The organism is Clostridium ihumii AP5, assembly GCF_000612845.1.
GTDB classification, from domain to species: Bacteria; Bacillota; Clostridia; order Clostridiales; family Clostridiaceae; genus Clostridium_J; species Clostridium_J ihumii.
The window spans coordinates 12,725-38,148 of the sequence record NZ_CCAT010000090.1 but is presented as its reverse complement, the minus strand read 5'-3'; the positions used below and the strand labels follow the sequence as shown (position 1 = coordinate 38,148).

Annotated in this window: 17 protein-coding genes and 8 tRNA genes; all 25 read left to right on the top strand. The window is 28.8% G+C overall.

The window, feature by feature from the left end:
- Positions 1-567: 567 nt before the first annotated feature.
- The 25 genes from pth (at position 568) to BN346_RS19820 (ending at position 25,136) form a co-directional block, all read left to right on the top strand.
- Positions 568-1,140 (top strand): aminoacyl-tRNA hydrolase, encoded by a 573-nt coding sequence (pth, locus tag BN346_RS19940; protein ID WP_040330870.1) that lies wholly within the window; start codon positions 568-570, stop codon positions 1,138-1,140.
- 164 nt (positions 1,141-1,304) lie between these two features.
- Complete coding sequence (mfd, locus tag BN346_RS19935; RefSeq protein WP_040330869.1) at positions 1,305-4,850, top strand: transcription-repair coupling factor; 3,546 nt, start codon at positions 1,305-1,307, stop codon at positions 4,848-4,850.
- Positions 4,851-5,103: 253 nt separating this feature from the next.
- Positions 5,104-6,198 carry a SurA N-terminal domain-containing protein gene (locus BN346_RS19930; RefSeq protein ID WP_040330867.1) on the top strand — a complete coding sequence of 365 codons (1,095 nt, stop codon included), beginning with the start codon at positions 5,104-5,106 and terminating at the stop codon, positions 6,196-6,198.
- 502 nt (positions 6,199-6,700) lie between these two features.
- Positions 6,701-7,252, top strand: coding sequence for a stage V sporulation protein T (gene spoVT / locus BN346_RS19925; protein WP_040330866.1), 552 nt, complete (start codon positions 6,701-6,703; stop codon positions 7,250-7,252).
- A 517-nt stretch (positions 7,253-7,769) separates the two neighbouring features.
- On the top strand, positions 7,770-9,317 hold the full coding sequence (locus tag BN346_RS19920) for a putative polysaccharide biosynthesis protein (RefSeq protein WP_040330865.1): 1,548 nt from the start codon (positions 7,770-7,772) through the stop codon (positions 9,315-9,317).
- A 255-nt stretch (positions 9,318-9,572) separates the two neighbouring features.
- Positions 9,573-11,018 (top strand): bifunctional methyltransferase/pyrophosphohydrolase YabN, encoded by a 1,446-nt coding sequence (yabN, locus tag BN346_RS19915; protein WP_040330864.1) that lies wholly within the window; start codon positions 9,573-9,575, stop codon positions 11,016-11,018.
- A gap of 126 nt (positions 11,019-11,144) precedes the next feature.
- The gene (locus tag BN346_RS19910; RefSeq protein WP_040330862.1) at positions 11,145-11,420 is read left to right on the top strand and encodes an HU family DNA-binding protein; all 276 of its coding nucleotides are present in this window, start codon (positions 11,145-11,147) and stop codon (positions 11,418-11,420) included.
- 173 nt (positions 11,421-11,593) lie between these two features.
- Positions 11,594-11,854: an RNA-binding S4 domain-containing protein gene (locus BN346_RS19905; RefSeq protein ID WP_040330861.1), complete on the top strand. Its 261-nt coding sequence runs from the start codon at positions 11,594-11,596 to the stop codon at positions 11,852-11,854.
- Between the two features lie 992 nt (positions 11,855-12,846).
- A complete protein-coding gene (gene yabP, locus BN346_RS19900; protein WP_040330860.1) occupies positions 12,847-13,140 on the top strand; it encodes a sporulation protein YabP in 294 nt (97 codons plus the stop codon).
- Positions 13,141-13,147: 7 nt separating this feature from the next.
- Positions 13,148-13,546, top strand: coding sequence for a spore cortex biosynthesis protein YabQ (gene yabQ, locus BN346_RS19895; RefSeq protein WP_040330859.1), 399 nt, complete (start codon positions 13,148-13,150; stop codon positions 13,544-13,546).
- Between the two features lie 111 nt (positions 13,547-13,657).
- Complete coding sequence (locus BN346_RS19890) at positions 13,658-13,948, top strand: septum formation initiator family protein (RefSeq protein WP_074432748.1); 291 nt, start codon at positions 13,658-13,660, stop codon at positions 13,946-13,948.
- Between the two features lie 61 nt (positions 13,949-14,009).
- The gene (locus BN346_RS19885; protein ID WP_040330858.1) at positions 14,010-14,423 is read left to right on the top strand and encodes a S1 domain-containing RNA-binding protein; all 414 of its coding nucleotides are present in this window, start codon (positions 14,010-14,012) and stop codon (positions 14,421-14,423) included.
- A 628-nt stretch (positions 14,424-15,051) separates the two neighbouring features.
- Positions 15,052-15,140, top strand: a tRNA-Leu gene (locus BN346_RS19880).
- A gap of 4 nt (positions 15,141-15,144) precedes the next feature.
- Positions 15,145-15,220, top strand: a tRNA-Met gene (locus tag BN346_RS19875).
- Positions 15,221-15,224: 4 nt separating this feature from the next.
- Positions 15,225-15,301: transfer RNA gene (locus BN346_RS19870), tRNA-Met, on the top strand.
- Between the two features lie 31 nt (positions 15,302-15,332).
- Positions 15,333-15,421 (top strand) — tRNA-Leu (locus BN346_RS19865).
- Positions 15,422-15,425: 4 nt separating this feature from the next.
- Positions 15,426-15,501 (top strand) — tRNA-Met (locus tag BN346_RS19860).
- A gap of 22 nt (positions 15,502-15,523) precedes the next feature.
- Positions 15,524-15,612 (top strand) — tRNA-Leu (locus BN346_RS19855).
- Between the two features lie 4 nt (positions 15,613-15,616).
- A tRNA-Met gene (locus BN346_RS19850) sits at positions 15,617-15,692 on the top strand.
- Between the two features lie 4 nt (positions 15,693-15,696).
- Positions 15,697-15,773: transfer RNA gene (locus BN346_RS19845), tRNA-Met, on the top strand.
- Positions 15,774-16,143: 370 nt separating this feature from the next.
- Positions 16,144-18,543: a stage II sporulation protein E gene (gene spoIIE, locus BN346_RS19840; RefSeq protein WP_040330857.1), complete on the top strand. Its 2,400-nt coding sequence runs from the start codon at positions 16,144-16,146 to the stop codon at positions 18,541-18,543.
- Positions 18,544-19,076: 533 nt separating this feature from the next.
- Entirely contained in the window at positions 19,077-20,453 is a 1,377-nt protein-coding gene (tilS, locus tag BN346_RS19835; protein ID WP_187372154.1) for a tRNA lysidine(34) synthetase TilS, read from the top strand.
- Between the two features lie 7 nt (positions 20,454-20,460).
- Positions 20,461-21,000, top strand: coding sequence for a hypoxanthine phosphoribosyltransferase (hpt, locus tag BN346_RS19830; RefSeq protein WP_040330856.1), 540 nt, complete (start codon positions 20,461-20,463; stop codon positions 20,998-21,000).
- 105 nt (positions 21,001-21,105) lie between these two features.
- Positions 21,106-23,091 (top strand): ATP-dependent zinc metalloprotease FtsH, encoded by a 1,986-nt coding sequence (gene ftsH, locus BN346_RS19825; protein ID WP_040330854.1) that lies wholly within the window; start codon positions 21,106-21,108, stop codon positions 23,089-23,091.
- Positions 23,092-23,471: 380 nt separating this feature from the next.
- Positions 23,472-25,136, top strand: coding sequence for a formate--tetrahydrofolate ligase (locus BN346_RS19820; RefSeq protein WP_040330853.1), 1,665 nt, complete (start codon positions 23,472-23,474; stop codon positions 25,134-25,136).
- Positions 25,137-25,424: the final 288 nt, after the last annotated feature.

Sequence of the window (25,424 nt, the reverse complement as noted above, 5' to 3'; positions counted from 1 at the left end):
CGCCAAGGTTAAAACCTCAGCTACGAGGATAATTAAATTGATTTCCAACCATTGTAGGCGAGGTTTCAACCTTGCATAACGTAATTTGATATATATTACAAATTTGAATTTAAAGTTGTAAACGAGAATTCATTCTTGCAAGACACATTTTAAAATTTTAATATTTGAGCTTAATTTTAAATTTTTTAGGGACTGACTTTACTAGTTTAGATAAATATCTTTTTTAAAAGGGAAATAAATTATGAGAAAATAAATAGCCCTAAATATGTCTCTGTCCCTCTTGTTGATTGGTATATCTTAAGAATAGAAGTAATAAAACTTAGCAAGGATATAATCCGCCAAGGTCAAAACCTCAGCTACAAAGCAAATAAAATTAAAGTCCCAACCATTGTAGGCGAGGTTTCAACCTTGCATAACGTTATTTAATATACATTACAGATTTGAGTTTAAAATTGTAAACGAGAATTCATAATAAATTATTGAAAAATGGATATAAATTATAAATAATTATATTTGTTTTTGAGTAGAATTTATATTTAGAATATTTAATATACGATGGAGGATGAAATGTATTTAGTAGTAGGATTAGGTAACCCAGGAGAAAAATATGATAAAACAAGACATAATGTCGGATTTGATGTTATAGATTTATTTGCAGATAAGTATAATATTTCTATTAATAGGACAAAATTTAAAGGTATGTATGGTGAAACATCAATAAAAGGAGAAAAGGTTATACTATTAAAACCACAAACTTACATGAATTTAAGTGGTGATAGTGTAAGAGAATTTTGCAACTTTTATAAAATACCAAATGAAAATGTTATAGTAATATATGATGATATAAGCTTAGATGTTGGAACTTTAAGAATTAGGGCTAAAGGAAGTGCTGGTGGACATAATGGAATAAAAAGCATAATTGCTAATTTAACCACAGAAGTATTTCCAAGAATAAAAGTTGGAGTAGGAGCACCTAAGTATGATCTTATAGAGCATGTATTAGGTAAATTTTCAAATGATGATAGAGTATTACTAGAAAAAACTTTTGAACCAAGCATTGGTGCTATAGAAACTATAGTATCAAGCGGTATACAAGATGCAATGAATAAGTTTAATGGATTTAAGGCATCTGAAGATTAGACGATTAATATTTTATATATAATTAAAGCCTGATGGATAAAACAAGTTTTGAATATATTGTTTTATTCTATAAAAACAGGCTTTATCCTTATTTATAAAATATATATTATATGAACTAATTTGTAGCAATTTTTAAAATAGATATTTTAGTAGAGGTGATAATTTTGAGATTGAATGGACTTATGGCTCCACTTAGGAATAGTAGTGAATTTAAAGTTATATCTCAAAGTATAGATAAAAATGAGTTTCCAATTGCTGTGTATGGAGTGTCGGAATCAGCGAAAAGTTATTTAATAAATTCTATATATGAGCATATAAATGAAAAAATATTAATAGTAACTCATAGTGATGTTGAAGCTAAAAATATATATGAAGACTTAAGTTTATATGTAAATGATATAAGCTATTTTCCATCTAGGGAAATAGTGTTTTATAATGTAGACGCAATATCAGGAGATTTAAGATGGGAAAGGCTTAAAATACTAAGTAGCATGTTAAAGAAAAAATCTCAGATAGTTGTTGCATCTATAGATGTACTTTTATCTACTTATACTCCGGTAGAATTGTTTAAAAAATATATGTTTTCATTTAAAGTTGGAGATACAGTAGATATTAAAGAGTTTGCAGAAAAACTTATAGAATGTGGATATGAAAGATGCGACATTGTAGAGTCAAAAGGACAGTTTTCTTTAAGGGGAGGAATATTAGATTTATATCCTCCTATAGGTGCATACCCATATAGAATTGAATGGTTTGATGAGGAAATAGATTCTATAAGAACTTTTAATCCAGATAGCCAAAGAAGCATAGACAAGGTTAAAACTGTAAGTGTGTTTCCTGCAAAAGAAATCATAATAAATAGTGATAGTATAGAAGAAGCATGTAAGGGCATAGAATCTGACTTTAAAGACATGATTAAAAACTTTACCAAAAAGAAAGATTCAGATTCTAAAGAAAGATTAAATGCAATTATAACTAGAAATCTAGAAAGTCTTAAAGAAACATGGAGTTTTGAAACAATAGATAGCTACATGCCATATTTTTATGAAAGCACAGCAACATTATTTGATTATTTCAAAGACTGTTATGTAATAGTGGATGAAGTTCAAAGATGTAATGGGAAATTAGAAAGTGTATATTATGAATTTGAACAAAATTTTGAAACATTTTTAAATAGAGGAAATATTCTTCCAAGACAAGGTGAATTATTAATTCCACCGAAATCAGTTATAGAATTTTTAGAAAATAAAAACACTATAACTGTTGATGCAATGGCAAAATCAACTAAGATTTTAAAACCACGTAGTATTTCAAGTTTTTCTCAAGTAACAATTTATGATTATCATGGTCAATTAGATATGCTCATAGAGGATATAAAGGAAAAGAAGAAAAAAGGATATAAGACTGTGATATTATCAGGTACAAGAACAAGAGGAGAAAGGCTTATAGACACACTTAAGGATAGAGATATAGAAGCTGTTTATAAGGATACAATTGATAATATTCAATTTGGAGAAGTTGTTGTAACTTTTGGTAATTTATTAAAAGGATTTGAATATCCAAGTCTTAAAATATGTGTAATATCTGATAAGGAAGTATTTGGACAATCTAAAAGAAAGAGTTCAAGAAAGAAAAAGGTAAAGGGTGCTAGCAAAATCAAGAGTTTTACAGAATTAAAACTTGGAGATTATGTTGTTCACGTAAACCATGGAGTAGGTGTATACAAAGGAATAAAACAATTAGAAGTTCAAGGAAATAAAAAAGACTTCTTAGAGTTAAGCTACAATAATGGAGATACTTTATATGTTCCAGCAGAACAATTAGATTTAGTTCAAAAGTATATAGGGGGAGACGGTAATCCGCCTAAGATAAATAAGCTTGGTAGTGCAGAATGGGTAAAAGCTAAAAATAAGGTTAAAAAATCTATAGAAGATATAGCAGAAGATTTAGTTAAACTATATGCAACAAGAGCTCAAATAAAGGGACATAAATACACAAAAGATACTGTTTGGCAAAAACAGTTTGAAGAGGAATTTCCATTTGATGAAACACCAGATCAATTAACATCTATTGATGATATCAAGAAGGATATGGAAAGTGATAAGCCAATGGATAGACTTTTATGTGGTGATGTTGGTTATGGTAAAACTGAAGTTGCGCTTAGAGCTGCATTTAAATGTGTAATGGAAGGAAAACAAGTAGCATTTTTAGTTCCAACAACAATATTAGCACAACAACATTATAAAAATATGATGAAAAGATTTTCAGACTTCCCATTAAGTGTTGATATGGTTAGTAGATTTAGAACTTCTGCTCAGATAAAAAATACATTAAAAGAACTAAAAGAAGGAAATGTAGATATACTTGTAGGAACACATAGATTACTTCAAAAAGATGTTGTGTTTAAGGATTTAGGACTTTTAATTGTAGATGAAGAGCAAAGATTTGGAGTTACTCATAAAGAAAAAATAAAGAACATGAAAAAGAATGTTGAGGTTCTAACATTATCAGCAACACCTATACCAAGAACACTTCATATGTCACTAACGGGTGTAAGGGATATAAGTGTTATAGAAACTCCACCAGAAAATAGATACCCTATTCAAACGTATGTAGTTGAGTTTAATGAGCAATTAGTAAGAGATGCTATAATGAGGGAAATCAATAGAGAAGGTCAAATATTATTTGTATATAATAGAGTTGAAACAATAAAAGACATGGCTGCATACATACAAAAGCTTATTCCAGAAGCAAATGTTGCAATAGCACATGGACAAATGTCAGAAAAAGAACTAGAGCAAATAATATTAGATTTTACTGATTATAAATATGATATTTTAGTATGTACAACTATAATTGAAACAGGAATAGATATACAAAATGCAAACACTATGATTATCTATGATTCAGATAAAATGGGACTTTCTCAGCTTTATCAGTTAAGAGGTAGGGTTGGAAGAGGTAATAGAATAGCGTATGCATATTTCACATACACAAAAGATAAGATTTTAACGGAAGTTGCAGAGAAAAGATTAAAAGCCATAAAAGATTTTACAGAGCTTGGTTCAGGATTTAAAATTGCAATGAGAGATTTAGAAATAAGGGGAGCAGGAAATATAATGGGATCATCACAGCATGGACATATGGCTGTAGTTGGGTATGATTTATATTGTAGAATGCTTGAAGACACTATAAAAATTATAAAAGGTGAAATTGAAAATGAACCTCTAGAAACAACTGTAGAATTAAAAACAGATGCTTATATACCAGCAAATTATATAATTGATGAAACTCAAAAAATAGAAGTGTATAAGAAAATAGCTGCAATAGATAGCTATGAATACATGATGGAATTACAAGAGGAAATAGAAGATAGATTTTCAGATATTCCAAAATCAGTGTACAATCTTATGGATATAGCATATTTAAGATGTTTGGCAAGGGAACTTGGCATAATTGAAATAAAAGAGAATAAAAGTGAAGTTCTAATAACTTTTGAAAATAAAAAGTATTTGACACAAGGTATAATAACTGGAATTCTTGATAAGTATATAAAAACTATTACTTTCAAACTAGGAGATACTCCAGCTTTAGCATACAAAATTGTAGATAGCAAGAAAAATGATCTTTTAAAAGACTTAATTGACATGGTAAAATACATGATAGAACTTAAAAATGGTGAAATGGGTTCTGTGGAGAAAAGTAAGTAGAAAAACTTAAATTAATGGTTAAATATGTTAAAAATGAAAAAGATGTGATAAAATAATGTAAATGTCACACATATGCAATATTGATATTTTAAAATTAACCTTGGTTTAGTTTTAATCTTAATTTTTTTTAAATTTATAAAATACCGAATGGAAGGGGTGAATTGTTGCAATAAAAATAGATAAATCTAAATGGTTTCTAATGAATTTTGCAGAAATTACATAGGATTTAAAAATTATTGGCAACGAGATAACAGTGAAACGTGTTAAAAAGATAATAGCAGTGGCTATGATGACTATAATGACTGCATCACTATTAGCAGGATGTAATTTAATTGAAAGAACACCTGAAGGATTAGCAAAAGCTACAGCAGCTAAAATTTATGGTGAGAAAATTACAAGAGGAGAAATTGATGAAAAATTAGCTCCAGTTAAAAATCAAATGAAAGCTCAAAATGGAGAAAACTATGAAAATACAGAAGAGGGTAAAAACGTATTAAAACAATACAGACAAAAAGTATTAGATAATATGGTTACTCAAAAAATTATAGAGAAAAAGGCAGAAGAATTAAAAGCTATGCCAACTGAAGAAGAAACTAAAAAATATGTAGACGAAGAATACAAGAAAATAGTTGATTCTTTTGATAGTGAAGATAAATTCAAAGAGGCTTTAAAACAAACTGGTGAAACAGAAGAAAGCTTAAAACAAAATATAAAATTCCAATTAGTATCTGAAAAGTTACATGAGCATGTAATTAAGGATATTGAAGTTACTGATGAAGAGGTTAAAAAACAATATGACTCTAATCAAATGGAATATACAGAAAAACCAAATCAAACTCAGTTAAAACATATTTTAGTTCAAACTGAAGATGAAGCTAATGATATAATTAAAAAATTAGGAGAAGGAAAAGACTTTGATGAGCTTGGAAATGAAGTTAAGAAAGCTCAAGAAGAAAAGAATGCTAATAAATCTGAAGACAAAAAAGACGAAGAGAAAAAAGATGAATCAGCAGATAAACAAGGTGAAGCAGCAAAAGAGAATAGATTTGAAGATTTAGGATGGGTTAACTATGTAAACTCAGGAATGGATCCAACATTTATGCAGTTTGCAATGACTTTAACTAAAGGTGGATACACTACAGCACCTGTTCACACTCAATTTGGATATCATATCATAAAATGTTATGACAAAAAAGAGTATCCAGTAAAACCTTTAGACGGTTTAAAAGAACAAATAAAATCTGAATTACTAACTAATAAACAAAATACTGCTTGGCAAGAAGCAGCACAAAAATGGCAAGAAGAAGCTAAAAAAGAAATGAAAGTATATGAAAAAAATCTACAGTAAAATGTTTATGGAAAGAATAGTAAAGAAATTTGCTATTCTTTTTTTATTATAATAAATTAAATCTCAAATCAAAGCCCCAACCATTGTAGGCGAGAGTTCATTCTTGTGAGACGTATTTCAAATATATTATTTTAAGCTTTTATTCCCACATTATAATTCGCCAAGGTTAAAACCTCAGCTACGAAGTAAATCAAATAAAAGACCAAATCATCATTCTTTTTTAAAAAGTAATCAAACTTCAAATTAAAGACCCAACCATTGTAGGTGAGAATTCATTCTTGCACAACGTATTTTATACTCATATCATAATAAACTTATGGTAAAATCTCAGGTACAAAGAGGACAAAAAATTTAGTAATATATAATTTTATAGGTTTATTATGAAAAATTTCACTAAAATAAATCTAATATTTATATAATAGTGTATAAAATTTCAAAAATAGAAGGATAATAATAGCACAACATAAAACAATTAACTGAACTTATTAGGAGGAATCAAATAATGAAAGCTACAGGAATAGTAAGACGTATAGATGATTTAGGTCGTGTTGTTATACCAAAAGAAATAAGAAGAACTCTTAGAATTAGAGAAGGAGATCCACTTGAAATATTCACAGACAGAGAAGGTGGAGTTATATTAAAAAAATACTCTCCAATTGAAGAGCTAAGTGAGTTTTCTAAAGAATATGCAGAAGCACTTCAACAAACAATAGGAAATATAGTAATAGTAGCAGACAAAGACAGTATTATATCAGTTAGTGGATGCTCTAAAAAAGAATATATGGATAAAAAAGTTGGAAGTGATATAGAAAGCATAATGGAGGGAAGAAGAGCTGTTATATTAGGAAGTGGTTCAGAAAAAGTAGTTCCACTATATGATAGTGAAGATGAGAATGTTTATAAAGCTCAAGTTATAAGTCCGATAGTTGCAGAAGGAGATGCTATAGGAGCTGTAATAATAGTTTCTAAAGAGGAAAATGCAAAATTCGGAGATTTAGAGTTAAAACTAGCTGAAACAGCATCCGCCTTCTTAGCAAAACAAATGGAACAATAATGGCATTTATATGCCATTATTTTTTTATTGCCCTGCAACCACCATTTATTAATATTGACATAAAAAAGACAAATAAACTGCATAATAAAATATTAATAAAATATTTACAAAGTCATGGATAAATATGAGAATAAATGTTCAAATTCATTTTTTATATTAAAATCAAGAATTTAGTTTAGAGATAAACTTGTTTAAGTAAAAATGGAAATTTTAAAATTGAAAAACCATGTATTTATAAGAATTATTTATTCAATATATTAGTTTCAAAAGTAATAAAATTGAAAATTTGAAAATAAAGTATACATATAAAATGATTTATTTAAATATATAGAATTCAAAGAAAAATAATAAAAATAAAAATCTAAAAAGTAATATTAAAATATAAATTCAACTGATCTAATAGTTGTTATTGGATTAAAAAAAAGATGGACAAACTTCATATGAAAATAAAAAAAGAAATCAATAAATTTTAAATAGATAATATTGATATTAAAAAAATATTTGGGGGGAAACTAATATGAAGAAGCAATCGCTTGTAAAGGGCACAATGATACTAGGTTTTACAGCTATTTTTGCAAGGTTTTTAGGTTTATTTTTTAGAATACCTATACAAGCTTTGATAGGTGATGAAGGAATGGGATATTATCAGATGTCGTATCCTTTATATATGACATTTGTAGCATTAGCATCAGGTGTTCCGATAGCCATGTCAAAGATAATTGCAGAATTAAATGCAAAAAAAGATTATGATGGAGCAACAAAAGTATTAAGGGATACATTTAGATTTATGCTTCCGCTTGGAATAATTGTATCACTTTTAATGATGTTCTTTGCAAAACCTATAATAAGAGGTATGAAGTGGCATGAAAATTCATATATAGCCTTTATGGTAATAGCAGTAGCACCAATATTTGTGTGTATAATGTGTACCTTAAGAGGCTTTTTCCAAGGTATGCAAAACATGACTTATACAGGTGTGTCTCAAGTAATAGAACAATTCGGTAGAGTAATAGGCGGAGTGTTTTTTACTTATGTGTTAGTATCTAGAGGAATAGCTTATGGTGCAGGAGGAGCTGCAATAGGTACTGTTATTGGTGGAGTCATGGGTACTATATATTTAATATCTGCATACTTGAGATATAAGAATACTCAAAGACATTATGTTACAAAGAAATCTAAGAGCATGTTAGGAGAAATAGCTAAAGCTGCACTTCCTATATCGTTAGGAGCAGCTGTTGGAACAGTTATGTCACTAATTGATTCAATGATAGTTCCAGAAAGACTTTTAAAAGCAGGTTTTGACATATCAGAAAGTACAGTTCTTTATGGACAATTAACAGGTAAGGCAATGACTCTTGCAAATGTACCACTTGCATTATCTATTGCACTTTGTTCAACATTGGTTCCTATAATTGCAGAAGCTTATGCTGCAGGGCATAAATTTGAACTAAATAGAAGAGTTGATATGTCTTTTAAATTATCTTTTATAATAGCATTGCCATGCACAATGGGATTATATACTTTAGCAGCACCTATAATGCATTTAATTTTTATGAAAGATGTTGGGGGATATAATATACTTAAATTCGTTTCGCTTACAGTACCGTTTATAGTAATAACTCAAACAACTACAGCACTTCTTCAAAGTGTTGGCAATTATTTAAAACCAGTTTATAATTTAGCTATAGGTTGCATAGTTAAAGTAATTATAAGTTATGTATTAATACCTATAACAGTAATAAACATATATGGTGCTGTTATAGGAACAATGTGTGGATATATGGTAACAGTATTTTTGAATATGAGACAAATTAAAAAAGTGTTTGATGTAAAATTAAATATTATGGAAAGTTTAATAAAACCAGCAATATCAACTTTATTTATGACTGTTGTGGTTGTATTCACATATAATACTGTCTATAATTATACAATAAGCAATACAATAGCTTGTTTAGTAGCTATTATAGCGGGTGCAATTGTATATGGCGTATTAATACTAGTATTAAAAGTATTTGATATAAATGATATAAAAAGAGATAAAAAAACTGCAAAGATTAATGTTTAATTTTATGGGAAAACAAAACTAAAATTTTTATTTATACATCAATTATTTAAAGGCCTATTGTAATTATAATTGGAAATTTCAACAAACATTTAGAGCTTAAAATATAATGTTTATTTATTTTAATATAAGTATAGAATTTAAAATTATAATTATGAATAAATTATAAACTTGAATTTTCAAATTGGTAAAAGTATAATTTAAAAATATATTTTGAAATCCTATGAAAAAGCATAAAATATAGGGAGCGTGAAGCCAATGATTAAAATAGTAGGATTAGGACCTGGGGCTAAAGAAGCGCTTACAGTTGGAACTTTAGAACTTTTAAGAAACAGTGAAACTGTTTTATTTAGAACTGAAAAGCATCCAAATGTAGAGTACTTAAAGTCCTTAGGAGTAAAATTTGAAAGCTATGATTGTATGTATGAAAAAAGCAATAGTTTTGATGAAGTATATATGTCTATAGCTGATGACATTATAAAAAAATATGAAACTAATGATGAAATTGTGTATGCAGTGCCAGGACATCCATTAGTTGCAGAGAATTCAGTTACGTTATTAATAAAAAAATGTGAAGAACTTAATATTCCATACAAAATAGAGCCAGCAGTTAGTTTTGTAGATGCTGTTATGGAAAGTTTAAAAATAGATCCTATAAGCGGAATAAAAATAATAGATGCATTTGATATAAATAATCAAATTTTAGATAAAAGAGTAGGATTAATAATAACACAGGTTTATAATAAGTTTATAGCATCAGAAACAAAGCTTGCATTATTAGAATATTACAATGACGAGACAGAAATATACTTTGTTAGAGCAGCAGGAGTGCAAGGTTTAGAGAGTATAAGAAAAATAAAATTATATGAACTAGATAGACAAGAAGATATAGATTATTTAACATCTATATATATTCCTAAAAAGTTGGATGAAGTTAAAGATTTTCATGATTTATTAAAAATAATGAATACTTTAAGAAGTGAAGATGGTTGCCCTTGGGATTTAGAGCAAACTCATGAATCATTAAAAAGATGTTTAATAGAAGAGTGCTATGAAGTTATAGAAGCTATAGATAACGAAGATGACATAAACTTAGAAGAAGAACTAGGGGATTTACTACTTCAAGTAGTTTTCCATGCTCAAATAAGTAAAGAAGAAGGATTTTTTAATATAAATGATGTAATAAGAGGCATATGTGATAAAATGATAAATAGACATCCACATATTTTCTCAGATACTGTTGTAAAAGATAGTGATGAAGTATTAAAAAATTGGGAAACTATAAAGAAAGAAGAAAAGAAGTACGATAGTTATACAGAAGATATGCTAAATGTACCTAAAATGCTACCAGCTTTATTAAAAGCAGACAAAGTTCAGAAAAAGGCTGCAAAGGTAGGATTTGATTGGGATGATGTAAATCCTGCTATGGATAAAGTTATTGAAGAATTAAATGAGATAAAAGATGTATATAATGGCGAAAACCAGTCAAGAATACTAGAAGAAGTGGGAGATTTAATATTTGCAACAGTAAATATTGCAAGACTTCTTGACATAGACCCTGAAATTGCTTTAAATTATACTATAGATAAGTTTATAAAGCGCTTTAAATTTATAGAAGATTGTGCAAGAGACAGAAACTTAAACCTTTTGGACATGACACTTGAAGAAATGGATGAGTTATGGGAAGAAGCAAAGCATAGATAAATTTCAAACTTTTAGTAAAAATAAATAAAATTTAGCTTGAAAAATATGTCGATAATATGCTATCTTATATTCAATGTATATGAAGTTATGAATGAAGAAGCGTTTTAATATTAAGGAGGTACTATTGTGAATAAATTAGAATTAGTTACAAGCATGGCAGAAAAATCAGGTTTAACTAAAAAAGATGTTGAAGTTGTTTTAAAGTCATTCATAGAAAGTGTTGAAGAGGCTTTAGCAAGAGGAGAAAAGGTTCAATTAGTAGGATTTGGAACTTTCGAAACTAGAGAAAGAGCAGCTAGAAAAGGAAGAAACCCAAGAACTAAAGAAGAAATAGATATCCCAGCATCAAAAGCACCTGTTTTCAAAGCTGGAAAAGAATTCAAAGATATAGTTAACAAATAATTATATATAAAAATATATTGTTAAAAACCTAGAAATTTTCTGGGTTTTTTTTAAATATATAGCATATATATGTTATGATATTTAAAGAGATAATAACTTTGAAGGTTTATTTGTTAAAATTTAAAACTTCTCAAAGGTACAGAATATTATATCAATTAGAGTAGGAGTAAAAAATGAGATTAGATAAGTATTTAAAAGTTTCAAGAATAATAAAAAGAAGAACTGTTGCGAAAGAAGTTTGTGAAAGTGGAAGAGTTCTTATCAACGGAAAAGTTGCTAAAGCGGGAACAAATGTAAAAGAAGAGGATATTATAGAAATACAATTTGCAACTCAAGTTTTAAAAGCAAGAATTATAAACATAGCATCACATGTTACAAAAGAAGATGCTAAAGGATTGTATGAAATAATATCTGGTGAAGAAGATAAAGAATAATAAAGAAATTTTGTGTAAAGGAGATAGATACTTTACGCAAAATTTTTTTTAATTAAGATATAATATAGGGTTCCAAGTTCAAATTTAAAGTAATGTATTTCTCAAATGATAGTACTAATCTTACAGTTTATTGCTATATTTATATATGGGACCAGTTGACAATTGAAAATTACAATTTTAAAAATACAGATTAAAACTTAGAGTTAAAACTCTCAACTGAAACATGAATAACTCTTATAGGTTATTGCTATTTTTATATTTGGAACCAAGTAAGAGTTAAGAGTGAAAGGTGAAAAGTTATGGTAGAGATTATCTTAACTTCTTTCTCCTTAGTAGCTGAGACTTCAATCTTGGCGGTTTTCAATATGGATATAATTTTTAATATAACATCATGCAATTGCAAAGTTAAAACCTCGCCTACTTTACCAATTGACAGTTGACAATGGACATTTGACAGTTATTTATAATATTATTCATTTCATTCATAATACCCTTATTTGTATATTTAAATGGCTGGAATGAATTTCACCCTACATAAAACATATATTGCATATTAATCTTTTCACCTTAGTAGCTGAGACTTCAGTCTTGGCGGTTTTCAATATGGATATAAATTTTAATACAACATCATGTAATTGCAAGGTTAAAACCTCGCCTACTTTACCAATTGACAGTTGACAATGGACATTTGACAGTTATTTATAATATTATTCATTTCATTCATAATACCCTTATTTGTATATTTAAATGGCTGGAATGAATTCCACCCTACATAAAATATATATTGCATATTAATCTTTTCACCTTAGTAGCTGAGATTTCAATCTTGGCGTTTTTGATATGAATATAAAAAAATTAAGATATAATATTTAGAACTAATTTATTAAATAAGTTAAGAAGTACATATGAATTTAAAATATTTTCCATTTTCAAGCATATATATATACTATAGAAATACTATATTTATGGAGAGAATATGCAAGGAGGACCATATGGAAAATAAAAATAATAAAATAGAAGATAAAAAAAGTTATTTGACATTAGATTCAAGAAAAAAGATGACACTTAATGGAGTTCAAGAAATAATAAGTTTTGATGATGAGAAAATTCTTTTGACAACTGTGTTAGGTTCAATGGAGATAAGAGGGAGTAACTTAAAAATGAACAAATTAGATGTGCAAAATGGTGATGTAATGATTAGTGGAAAGATAGATTATATAGTTTACACTAGTGAGGAAAAGAAACCAAGAAAAGGGAAAGGTGCTTTTTCAAAGCTTTTTAGGTAACTAAATTATGTTGTTAACAATGGAGAGGCAACTATTGTTGTTCATTTTTAGTTTGGTAAGTGGAGTTCTTATAGGAGTTCTATTTGATTTATATAGAATAATTAGAGGTTTTGAAAATATAGGCAAGATAGTAACTGTAGTAGAAGATGTATTGTTTTGGATAGCTACTGGCTGCATAGTATTTCTATTCATGATGTATACTAATTACGCATATATGAATTTTAATGTTTTTGTTTATATACTGACAGGATTATTAATATACATAAAGGTTATAAGTTCTACGTTTATAGACATTTTAAACAAGCTATTACATAGCTTTACAAAAATAATAAGAGTAATCTTTTACCTTGTGTCTTATCCTGTAAGATTTTGCATATATAAAATAAACGGAAAAATTAAAAATTAACACAAAATAACTTGAACTAATTGAAAATACAAATTAAAATATACTTATGAGTTAGTTAATAAGTATATTTTATTTTGTTGAGGATATAATTAAGGGTATTATTCGTTTTAGGTGGTGAATGGAATATTGAAGAAAAAAACGAAGTACTGTATACTAGGGGTTCTAGGTATTTATTTAACGGGCACTTTGATAAATCAACAAATAATAATGAAGAGACAAAAAAATAATCTAGATGGTTACACTGTTGAATCTAAAAAACTAAAAGAAGAAAATATAAAATTACAGGATGAGATAGAATTATCTAAAACAGACAAATACATTGAAAAGCTAGCTCGTGAAAAACTTGGTCTTATTAAAGATGGTGAGACGCCTGTAATAGATGAAAGTGTAAACAAAAAATAAGCATTTATGTTTTTTAACATAATATAAATTTAAACATTATTTAAGGAGGAGTCTTTTTAATATGACCTTAAAGGCTGGAAGTATTGTAGAAGGTAAAGTTGTGAATATTACTAATTTTGGAGCTTTTGTAGAAGTGGAAGGTAAAACAGGACTTGTACACATTTCAGAAGTATCTGATGTTTTTGTAAAGGATGTTAGAGAACATTTAAAAGAAAATGATGTTGTAAAAGTTAAAATTATCTCAGTTGATGACAATGGAAAAATGAGTCTATCAATAAAACAAGCAGGTGTACCTAAAAAATCTATGAAACCTGCTGAAATAGATTGGGATAAAGAAAAAGCTAAAGCTACTTCATCATCTTTTGAAGATATGTTATCTAAATTCTCAAAAGACAGTGAAGAAAGATTTCAAGATTTGAAAAAAAGTCAAGACAATAAAGGTCGTGGCTATTCAAGAAAAAGCTCAAGTTATTAATATAAATCTTTCAAAAGGAACGTTTAAATAACGTTCCTTTTTTTTATATAGAAACTGTCAACTATCCACAATTATCAAATGTCCATTGTAGAGTATCAATTAGTGCCAATCTCTGTAGGTGAGTGCCAACAAATCGGTAGGCGAGGTTTTAACCTTGCTGTTACACGTTGATATTTTTAAATTTATATCCATATTAAAAATCGCCAAGACTAAAGTCTCAGCTACAAAGGGGTAAGAGGTTTAAACAAGAAATAATCAAATATATTATGAATGAAATGAATAATATAATCCATAACTGTCAAATGTCCATTGTCAACTGTCAATTGATAAAGCAGGCGAGGTTTCAACCTTGCTATTATATATAATTTATAATTTTTAAGAGGGATAAAATGAAATTTGTAAGCTATTTTTTATACTTTTTTTTATAAAAAATACATACTTTTAATGAATATGGAGTATACTAATATATCTGAAAGCCTTTAAAACACTGCGTTTGAGGACTGTTTTAAAAAACACAAAAAAAATGTAGAAAAAGTGTTGACAAGAAGGTGTGATTCCACTATAATAAATATTGTCGCTGGGAACTGAAAGCGACGAAACAAAACACAAAGCAATGTAAATTGAATACGCTTGAGTGGCGGAACAGGCAGACGCACAGGACTTAAAATCCTGCGGTGGTTAAACACCGTACCGGTTCGATTCCGGTCTCAAGCACCAATGTCGCGGGGTGGAGCAGCTGGTAGCTCGTCGGGCTCATAACCCGAAGGTCGTAGGTTCAAGTCCTGCCCCCGCAACCAACATGGCGGAATAGCTCAGCTGGCTAGAGCATTCGGTTCATACCCGAAGTGTCGTAGGTTCAAGTCCTATTTCCGCTACCATGCACATTGTAATTGTGTTAAAACAAAATACGCTTGAGTGGCGGAACAGGCAGACGCACAGGACTTAAAATCCTGCGGTGGTTAAACACCGTACCGGTTCGATTCCGGTCTCAAGCACCAACATCGCGGGGTGGAGCAGCTGGTAGCTCGTCGGGCTCATAACCCGAAGGTCGTAGGTTCAAGTCCTGCCCCCGCAACCAAAAAACTTTAAAAATTGAATACGCTTGAGTGGCGGAACAGGCAGACGCACAGGACTTAAAATCCTGCGGTGGTTAAACACCGTACCGGTTCGATTCCGGTCTCAAGCACCAATATCGCGGGGTGGAGCAGCTGGTAGCTCGTCGGGCTCATAACCCGAAGGTCGTAGGTTCAAGTCCTGCCCCCGCAACCAACATGGCGGAATAGCTCAGCTGGCTAGAGCATTCGGTTCATACCCGAAGTGTCGTAGGTTCAAGTCCTATTTCCGCTACCACATTAAGATTTGCAATGGCAAGTCTTTTTTTATTTCTCTTAATAAATTTTGACATCTAACCACATAAAAATCTGTTACCAAATTTATTACACAAAAATTAATTAAAAAAATCCTATTTTATAATAAAAACCACTTTGATATGACAACATTAAACATATATTTAATTCAAATTTAAAATGGAAAAACAAACCCAATAATTACCATATAATGTAAAAGCTAGCCGTTTAGATGACTTTTTAGCAAGTAATTTAAAAGTAAAAAATAAAAAATTCATGTCAGAAAAAACTTAATGGACAACCCCATCGAATGACATTAATTTCCAGTAAGCCTTGTTATAATAAATTTATAAATTAATAGGTGGGTGATTTAAGTGCAATATGGTGCAGAAATAAATTCATATGAAAGAATTAGAAAGATAAATACAACTAAATGTGAGGAGAGTAGTAAAAACATATATTTAAAAGCCGGAATTTTATTTATTATGAGTATTTTTATAAGTAGAACAATGATGATAAATAGCACAGCTCCTTTTGGTATTGCGTTTTTAATAGTTGTATTAAGTAACAAAAATAGCAAGATGTCATTAATTTCAGCTTTTGGAACATTGCTTGGATATATAACAATGGAAAAGTATATAAAAAATGCAAGTATGTATTATGCATTAGTTCCTATAGTTACAATTATGGCACTAACATTATCAAAAACAAAGTTAGATGAAAAGAAAAGAAAAATAGCTATGGCAGCAGTTCTTTCTTCTACAATTTTGATATATAACTTATTTAGTAATGAGTTTAATTTTACAATGTCATTAGTTGTTACTGTAACTAGTCTTTGCTGTATATTCCCAATATATTTTATGTTACAAACAAGTAATACATTCTTTAAAGAAATAAAAACAAAACATTTATTTAGAGATGAAGAAATTATTTGTATGTCACTAGTAGTTTCAATATTAGTTGCAGGAACTTGGGGAATTGAATTATTTGGAGTTTCATTAACTAACATATTAGCTTTTGCTATTGTACTTCTTTTTAGTTTTACTAGTGGTAGTGCAATAGGTGCAACTGTTGGTATATCAATGGGAGCTATAATTGGAATGAGTAATCAATCAATACTTTTGTACATTGCAGTACTTGGAATGGTTGGATTAATAGCTGGAGCGTTTAAAGAAGCTGGGAAGAGTTTTGTTGCAATATCATTTTTGGTTACATTTCTTATTGCAAGAGTATATATAATCACGTCAAGTGTAAATTTACCAGATAAAAATTTTGCACTTATAGACGGAATTATTGCAGTAGGATTATTCTTTCTAATACCTTCGAAATTTTATAATAATATAGAGGCAGAAATAAATAGTGAAAAGAAAAAGATTAATTTAGATAGAAATTATTTAAACAATATAAGAAATATATATTTAGGAAAATTAGATAGTTTTTCTGATGTGTTAGAGAATATGTCTACGATTTTAGCTGATTTAGTAGATAATGATAAACTTATGATGCAAACGAAAAGTGCTGAACTTATAGATAATTTAGCTACGAGAGTTTGTTCGGAGTGCAATGCTAATTGTATATGTTGGAGTAGGGAGCATCATGCAACGTATAGTGCATTTGCAGAACTTATAGAAAATAAACAAAAAAATATAGGAGGTTTTCCAATAGAATTAGAAAGAAAATGTTTAAAGAAAGGAGCATTAACTAGAAATTCAGAAGATGTTGTAAATAAATATATAATAAATGAAATGTGGAGAAATAGATTAAGTGAAGGGAGAGAACTTTTATCAAATCAAATAAATAACATGGCAAAATCTGTTGAGGAGCTTGTTGATGAATTTAATGAGGATATTGAAACTGATGGAGATCTTGAAAGAGATATATTGAAGTTGTTAGAGAAAAATGCTTTATATTATGATGATGTATTTTGTATTGTAGACGATAAAGGAAGGGATGTTGTGAGGATAACTTCTGAAAAATATGAGTCTTTAACAATATATTCTAATAAAATATTGCCATTAATAAATGAAGCTACAGGAAAATCTATGATAATAAATGAAGATAAGTGCAATATAAATCCAAAAACTAATAAGTGCACTATAGTTTTTGAAGAAGCACCTAACTTTAAAATTAATACTTATGTAGCAAAGGCAAGTAAAGAAGGATTTAATGTACATGGAGATAGTTTCGTGTTTGGAAATATGGGAATAGGAAATTACATGACAGTATTAAGTGATGGTATGGGATCAGGGCCACAAGCTGGAAGGGAGAGTGAGGCGGCTGTTGAACTAATTGAGAAATTTACTGGTGCGGGATTTAGTAAAATAACAGCGATAAACACTGTAAACTCTATAATGACTTTAAAATTCTGTGAAGAGGAGAAGTTTTCTACTATAGACTTAGCAAGTATTGATTTATATACAGGAGAGATAGATTTTATGAAAGTTGGAGCGGTAGCAAGTTTTATAAAATCAGATGATACGGTAGATATTATAAAATCAAAAAGCTTACCTATAGGTGTTTTAGATGAAGCGGATATTGAAACATATAAAAGAGAAATAAAACATGGAGATTTAATTGTTATGATAAGTGATGGAATTTCAGATGTTGAGGAAGGTGGAAGGATTGATTGGATATTAGATTATATGATAAGGCATGAAGATAATGTAGAAGAACTTGCAAATGGAATTATTGAGGAAGCGAAGAAGATTAGTAAGAATAAGGTGAATGATGATATGACAGTAATAGTGTCAAAAGTGTCTAATGTATATAATTAAAAGTTGAGAACAAGTAAAATAAAAATAGATTCTCTCCTATGGGGTTTATAAAGTTGTAGCTAGTTTATAAATCCTATAGAAAAGCTCCCTTAATTTACTGTTATATTTATGTGAAGAAGTGTGCTTTTACATTTCTTCATTTTTTTTCTTTTTTTATCAATAATCTATATTAAATTAGCTATGAATATGAATAAGTGGTGACTTAGTAGTATCATTTAATAAGTATATTATTTAAATTTGAACTTAAAACTCTATAAATGGAATCAAAACTAAAAAGTGAATAATATTAGTTAGGATTGTCAAACATCGAATAAAGTGTAAAATTTAAAATACCTATATGTAAAATTGTGTTATTTTGAAACGAAAACATAAGTAATTATGTAGTATAATATGAAGTCAAAAAATAACTTATATAATGGTAGTTTAAAAATATAATTTATAATTTTATAAATGAAAAAAACGAATGATAGTATTTTATTAAAAGATAATATATGTTAATATGGTTAGATGAACATGAATTGGGAAGTGATTTTGTGAAAGATAAAGTTCTACAAACAATTAAAAAAAATAGAATGATAGAAAAAAAGGATAAGGTATTAGTTGCATTATCTGGTGGCCCAGATTCAATGACGCTTTTAAACATATTAAATGATTTAAAAGATGAATTAGACATAGAGTTAGGTGCAGCACATGTAAACCATCTTTTAAGAGCAAATGATGCAGAAAGAGATGAAGATATTTGTAGAAAATACTGTGAAGAAAAAAATATAACATTTCATTTATTGAGAATAGATATAAATGAAATGGCTAAAACTACTGGAATGTCACATGAAATGGCAGGTAGAGAAGCTAGATATGATTTTTTCAAAAAAGTTTCAGAGGAAAATAATTATAATAAGGTAGCTATAGCTCATAATTTAAATGATCAAGCAGAAACGGTTTTGATGAGGATAATGAGAGGTAGCGGAAGTGAAGGATTAATAGGAATAAAGCCTGTAAGAGATGAGGTTTTTATAAGACCTTTAATTGAATGTTCTAGAGTGGAAATAGAAAATTATTGTAGCGATAAAAAGTTAACTCCAGCAATAGATAAAACCAATTATGAAAGCATATATGCTCGTAATAAAGTCAGATTAGAGTTGATACCATATATTGAAAAAAACTTTAATAAAGATATAGTTAAAACATTAAACAGAATGAGTACATTATTAAATGAAGATAATGAATTTATTGAGGAAGTTTCTAATGAAAAATTTCATAAATGGTGTGATAAAAAAGAAGATAGGGTTATAATATATAGTGAACTATTTAATGAGCATAAGGCTGTTGTATCCAGAGTTATTAGAAAAGCAATTTTAAGTGTTAAAGGTGACTTATACAATATAGAAAGTAGTCACATTAATGACATAATAAAATTGTATAATCACAATACTGGTAAATTTGTCCTTGTACCTGGAAACGTAAAAGTTGAAAATGTATATAAAAATCTACATATATATATGCAAAAAAGTAATAATAAAAATGAGTTAGAATTTAATATAAATATTAATGAAAGAAAATATTGTGATTCAATAGATGCATATGTAGAAACAAAGGTTTTAGAAAAGATAAATAATTCAAAACTTAAAAAAAGTGATAATGTAAAATATTTTGATTTGGATAAAATAAATGGAGAAATCAAATTAAGATATAGAAAAGATGGAGATAAATTTTCGCCACTAGGTATGACAGGAACTAAAAAGTTAAAGGACATATTTATTAATATGAAAGTACCTAGAGAGACTAGAGACATAACACCCTTAGTATGTTTTGGAAATGAAGTTGGGTGGATTGTTGGATATAAGGTTAGTGAAAAATTCAAAATAGATAAAGATACTAAAAATATTTTAATGGTAGCTATAGAAAGGTAGGAAAATCATGAAACAAGATGTAGAAAAGGTTCTATTATCAGAAGAGGAACTAAAGAATAGAGTAATTGAGATGGGGAAAGAAATTACTAGAGATTATGAAGGTAAGGATCTTTTGGTATTAGGAATACTTAAAGGCTCTGTTATATTTATGGCTGATCTTGTAAAAGAAATAAAAATACCATGTTTTATGGATTTTATGGCAGTATCAAGCTATGGAAGTTCTAGTGAAAGCTCAGGTATAGTAAAAATAATAAAAGATTTAGACTTTGAAGTTAAAGGAAAGCATGTATTAATAGTAGAAGATATTATAGATTCAGGTGTTACACTTAAATATTTAATGAAGTATCTAAGTGCTAGAAATCCAGAAAGCTTAGAAATAGCATGTTTATTAAATAAACCTGAAAGAAGAAAAGAAGAAGTACATGCAAAATATATTGGATTTGATGATGTAGAAGATGGTTTTTTAGTAGGATACGGATTGGATTTTGCTGAAAAATATAGAAATTTACCATACATAGGTATTTTAAAAGAGTCAATTTACAAATAATATGAATAAATTACTATATTATTATTATTTCATATTTTTTTGTTTATGATATAATATTTAATAGTTTAACTATAAAATACTATTAGAAAGAGAGGGGGGCCTTTAGTGAAGAAATTTTCTAGCGCAACGGTCTGGTTAATAGTTTTAATATTGGTAATAGTATCTGCTTTTTCTTTATATGATGGAAAAAGTAGTATAAAACAATTAGATGTCATACAATTCGAACAGAATTGGAAAGATGGTAAAATTAAAACGGCCACTATGGACGAAAATGGCATAACTATTATGGGAAAACTTGATGATGGAACAGAATATATAACACAAATGCCACGTCAAGAATTTGCTGAATTAAGAAGTGATGTTGAAAATAAAACAATAGAATCTGTTAAGTATTCAGCACCTCAAGAAGTCCCATTCTGGTTTACAATGTTACCAACATTCTTAATAATAATAATGTTAGTAGCATTTTGGGGCATGTTTATGCAACAATCTGGTGGCGGCGGCGGTGGAAACCGTGGAGTTATGAACTTCGGAAAAAGCAAAGCAAAAATGGCTACACCTGATAAAAAGAAAGTTACTTTTAATGATGTAGCAGGAGAAGATGAAGAAAAAGATGAATTGGAAGAAATTGTAGACTTCTTAAAAAATCCAAGTAGATATATAGAAGTTGGAGCAAGAATTCCAAAAGGTGTACTTTTAGTTGGTCCTCCAGGAACAGGTAAGACATTACTTGCAAAAGCAGTAGCAGGAGAAGCAGGAGTACCATTCTTTAGTATTTCTGGTTCAGATTTCGTTGAAATGTTTGTAGGTGTAGGTGCTTCAAGAGTAAGAGATTTATTTGAGCAAGCAAAGAAAAACTCACCTTGTATAATATTTATAGATGAGATTGATGCTGTAGGAAGACAAAGAGGAGCTGGCCTTGGTGGAGGTCACGATGAAAGAGAACAAACATTAAATCAATTACTAGTTGAAATGGATGGTTTTGGGGTTAATGAAGGAATTATAATGATTGCTGCAACTAACAGACCTGACATACTAGACCCTGCATTATTAAGACCAGGTAGATTTGATAGACAAATAGTTGTTGGTCCACCAGATGTTAAAGGTAGAGAAGAAGTATTAAAAGTTCACTCAAGAAATAAACCTTTAGGTGAAGATGTTGATTTAAAAGTACTAGCTAAGAGAACTCCAGGATTTACTGGTGCTGACTTAGAAAACTTAATGAATGAAGCTGCATTATTAACAGTAAGAGGTAAAAAGAAAGTTATAACTATGGATATACTTGAGGAAGCTATAACAAGAGTTATTGCAGGTCCAGAAAAGAAATCAAGAGTTATAAGTGATAAAGATAAGAGATTAACTGCTTACCATGAAGCAGGTCACGCAGTTGTGTCTAAATATCTTCCAAACTCTTATGCAGTACATGAAATAAGTATAATTCCAAGAGGTATGGCAGGTGGATATACTCTTCACTTACCAGATGAAGATACAAGTTACACTTCTCGTTCTAAATTAAAAGATGAGATGGTAGGTCTTCTAGGCGGTAGAGTAGCAGAAGCTTTAATACTTAAAGAAATAAGTACTGGTGCTAAAAATGATATAGACAGAACAAGTTCTATAGCTAAGAAGATGGTTATGGAATATGGCATGAGTGAAAAGCTTGGACCAATATCATTTGGAAAAGAGCAAGGTGAAGTATTCTTAGGAAGAGATCTTGGTCATTCAAGAGATTTCTCAGAAGAAGTAGCATCATTAATCGACAAAGAAATAAGAGAGTTAGTTGGAGAAGCTTATGAAAGAGCTCAAACAATTCTAACTGAAAATGTTGATAAATTACATGCTGTAGCACAAGCTCTTATGGAAAGAGAAAAATTAACAGCTGAAGAATTTAACACTATTATGGATGGAAAAAGTTTAGATGAACTTGTTAAAAATGAAGAAAAACAATTAGAAGAAAATTCTAATGAAACTTTACAAAATAGTGATAAAGAAGAAGCTATAGTTAAAGATGAACTGATTAATGAAGCAAAAGAAGTGGAAACTTCAAAAGAAGAAGCTTCAAATGAAGAATCAGATAATAAAGAAATATAATTTTGATAAATAGGTATGAATTCATACCTATTTATTTTTATTAACAAAATCCATAAAACAGGTGAAAAAGTACGCAATATGTCGTATAATATTATATGAAACAAATAAAATGTACGTGATATTGAAAATATTAATAAATCTTTAACATTTTATTGTAGGTTTAATTGAAGTTAAAATAGTATATATAAAAGGGGGCTTATTAATAGTAGGGAAACAAAGTAGAATTATAATTTATACATAATTTTAGAATAACTCAGTGAAGGCTATTGTTAAAAGATAATTCAAATTTATGAATGAATAAAGGTGTAAGTTAAAATTGTAATTTGTAACTCTATATAATAAGAAAGAAAAATTAGATTAATTTTAGGAGGGCGTAAGTTATGAAAACAGATATTGAAATAGCACAAAGTGCTAAAATGTTACCTATAGTAGAGGTAGCTAAAAGTATGGGATTAAAGGAAGATGATGTTGAGCTTTATGGTAAATATAAAGCAAAAATATCATTGGATGTTCTTAATAGAGAAAAAGAAAATGGGAAACTAATATTAGTTACAGCAATAAATCCAACTCCTGCAGGTGAAGGAAAATCAACAGTTACAATAGGACTTGGACAAGCAATGAAAAAAATGGGTAAAAATGCAGTTATAGCTTTAAGAGAACCTTCATTAGGACCTGTTTTTGGTGTTAAAGGTGGTGCTGCTGGTGGTGGATATGCACAAGTGGTTCCAATGGAAGACATAAATCTTCATTTTACAGGAGATATGCATGCAATAACTAGTGCAAATAACTTATTAAGTGCAGCAATAGATAATCATATTCACCAAGGCAATGTACTTAGAATTGATTCAAGAAGAATTTTATTCAAAAGAGTTTTAGATATGAACGATAGAGCATTAAGACAAGTACTAGTTGGACTTGGTGGAAAAGCCAATGGATTTACAAGAGAAGATGGATTTACTATAACTGTTGCATCAGAAGTTATGGCTATATTATGTTTATCTAATAGTTTAATGGATTTAAAAGAAAGATTTGGAGATATATTAGTTGCATATAATCTAGATGGAGAGCCAGTTTATTGTAAGGAGCTAGGTGTTCATGGTGCAATGGCAATGCTTATGAAAGATGCAGTGAAACCTAATTTAGTACAAACATTAGATAATACACCAGCAATAATTCACGGAGGACCTTTTGCTAATATAGCACATGGATGTAACAGTATATTAGCTACTAAGATGGCATTAAAGTTAGGTGATTATGCAATAACAGAAGCAGGATTTGGAGCAGACTTAGGTGCAGAAAAATTCTTCGATATAAAATGTAGATATGGAAACTTAAAACCAAGTGCTGTAGTTTTAGTTGCAACAATAAGAGCATTAAAACATCACGGTGGTGTAGCTAAAGATGAATTAAACAATTCAAATGTAGAAGCTTTATCTAGAGGAATAGGAAATCTAGAAAAACAAATAGAAAATGTTAAAAAATTTGGTGTTCCCGTTATAGTAGCTATAAATAAATTTGTAAGTGATAGTGACGAAGAAATTAACTTCATAAAAGAATTCTGTGCAAAATTAGGTGTAGAAGTTTCTTTAACAGAAGTATGGGGAAAAGGTGCAGAAGGTGGAATGGACCTTGCTGAAAAAGTTGTTAAGGTTATAGAGGAAGGAAAAGATGATTTCAAAGTATTATATGATGAGAATCTATCTATAATTGAAAAGATAAATAGAATTGCAAAAGAAATATATGGAGCTGATGGTGTTGAGATTTTACCTGCAGCTAAAAAGCAAATAAAAGAGATTGAAAAAATAGGAGCAGACAAATTACCTATATGTGTAGCTAAAACACAAAACTCACTATCAGATGATCCAAAGTTATTAGGAAGACCAACAAATTTTAAAATTTCTATAAAAGAAGTAAGATTATCTAATGGTGCAGGATTTATAGTTGTATTAACAGGTAATATTATGACAATGCCAGGACTTCCAAAAGTTCCAGCAGCTGAAAAAATAGATATAGATGAAAATGGTGTTATATACGGATTATTCTAATTTAAAAATTAAAGTATAGAATTTAGTTTTAAAAATATAGAAAATCAAACTTAATTCTAAAATTTGGAGACCTATATAATGAATAATTAAAATAAAAAAGACTAATTATAAAAATGTAGTTTTATAGTTAGTCTTTTTCTATTGTTATGAAGTTTTAAAAGGTGATATAAATATTATTTTTTTAGTATCAATATTTGAAAAACGAATAATTTAATTCTTTCTTATAGATAAACAGAAGTTTTTTTTCAATACACAGAAAAATGAAATAAAACTTGCAAATATTGTATA

Excerpts from the sequence above, each read along its gene's own strand:
- BN346_RS19885 (WP_040330858.1), top strand. The coding sequence starts at position 14,010 with ATGACCTTAAAGGCTGGAAGTATTGTAGAAGGTAAAGTTGTGAATATT.
- hpt (WP_040330856.1), top strand. The coding sequence starts at position 20,461 with ATGAAACAAGATGTAGAAAAGGTTCTATTATCAGAAGAGGAACTAAAG.
- yabN (WP_040330864.1), top strand. The coding sequence starts at position 9,573 with ATGATTAAAATAGTAGGATTAGGACCTGGGGCTAAAGAAGCGCTTACA.
- BN346_RS19820 (WP_040330853.1), top strand. The coding sequence starts at position 23,472 with ATGAAAACAGATATTGAAATAGCACAAAGTGCTAAAATGTTACCTATA.
- BN346_RS19920 (WP_040330865.1), top strand. The coding sequence starts at position 7,770 with ATGAAGAAGCAATCGCTTGTAAAGGGCACAATGATACTAGGTTTTACA.
- yabP (WP_040330860.1), top strand. The coding sequence starts at position 12,847 with ATGGAAAATAAAAATAATAAAATAGAAGATAAAAAAAGTTATTTGACA.
- pth (WP_040330870.1), top strand. The coding sequence starts at position 568 with ATGTATTTAGTAGTAGGATTAGGTAACCCAGGAGAAAAATATGATAAA.
- yabQ (WP_040330859.1), top strand. The coding sequence starts at position 13,148 with ATGTTGTTAACAATGGAGAGGCAACTATTGTTGTTCATTTTTAGTTTG.
- BN346_RS19905 (WP_040330861.1), top strand. The coding sequence starts at position 11,594 with ATGAGATTAGATAAGTATTTAAAAGTTTCAAGAATAATAAAAAGAAGA.
- spoVT (WP_040330866.1), top strand. The coding sequence starts at position 6,701 with ATGAAAGCTACAGGAATAGTAAGACGTATAGATGATTTAGGTCGTGTT.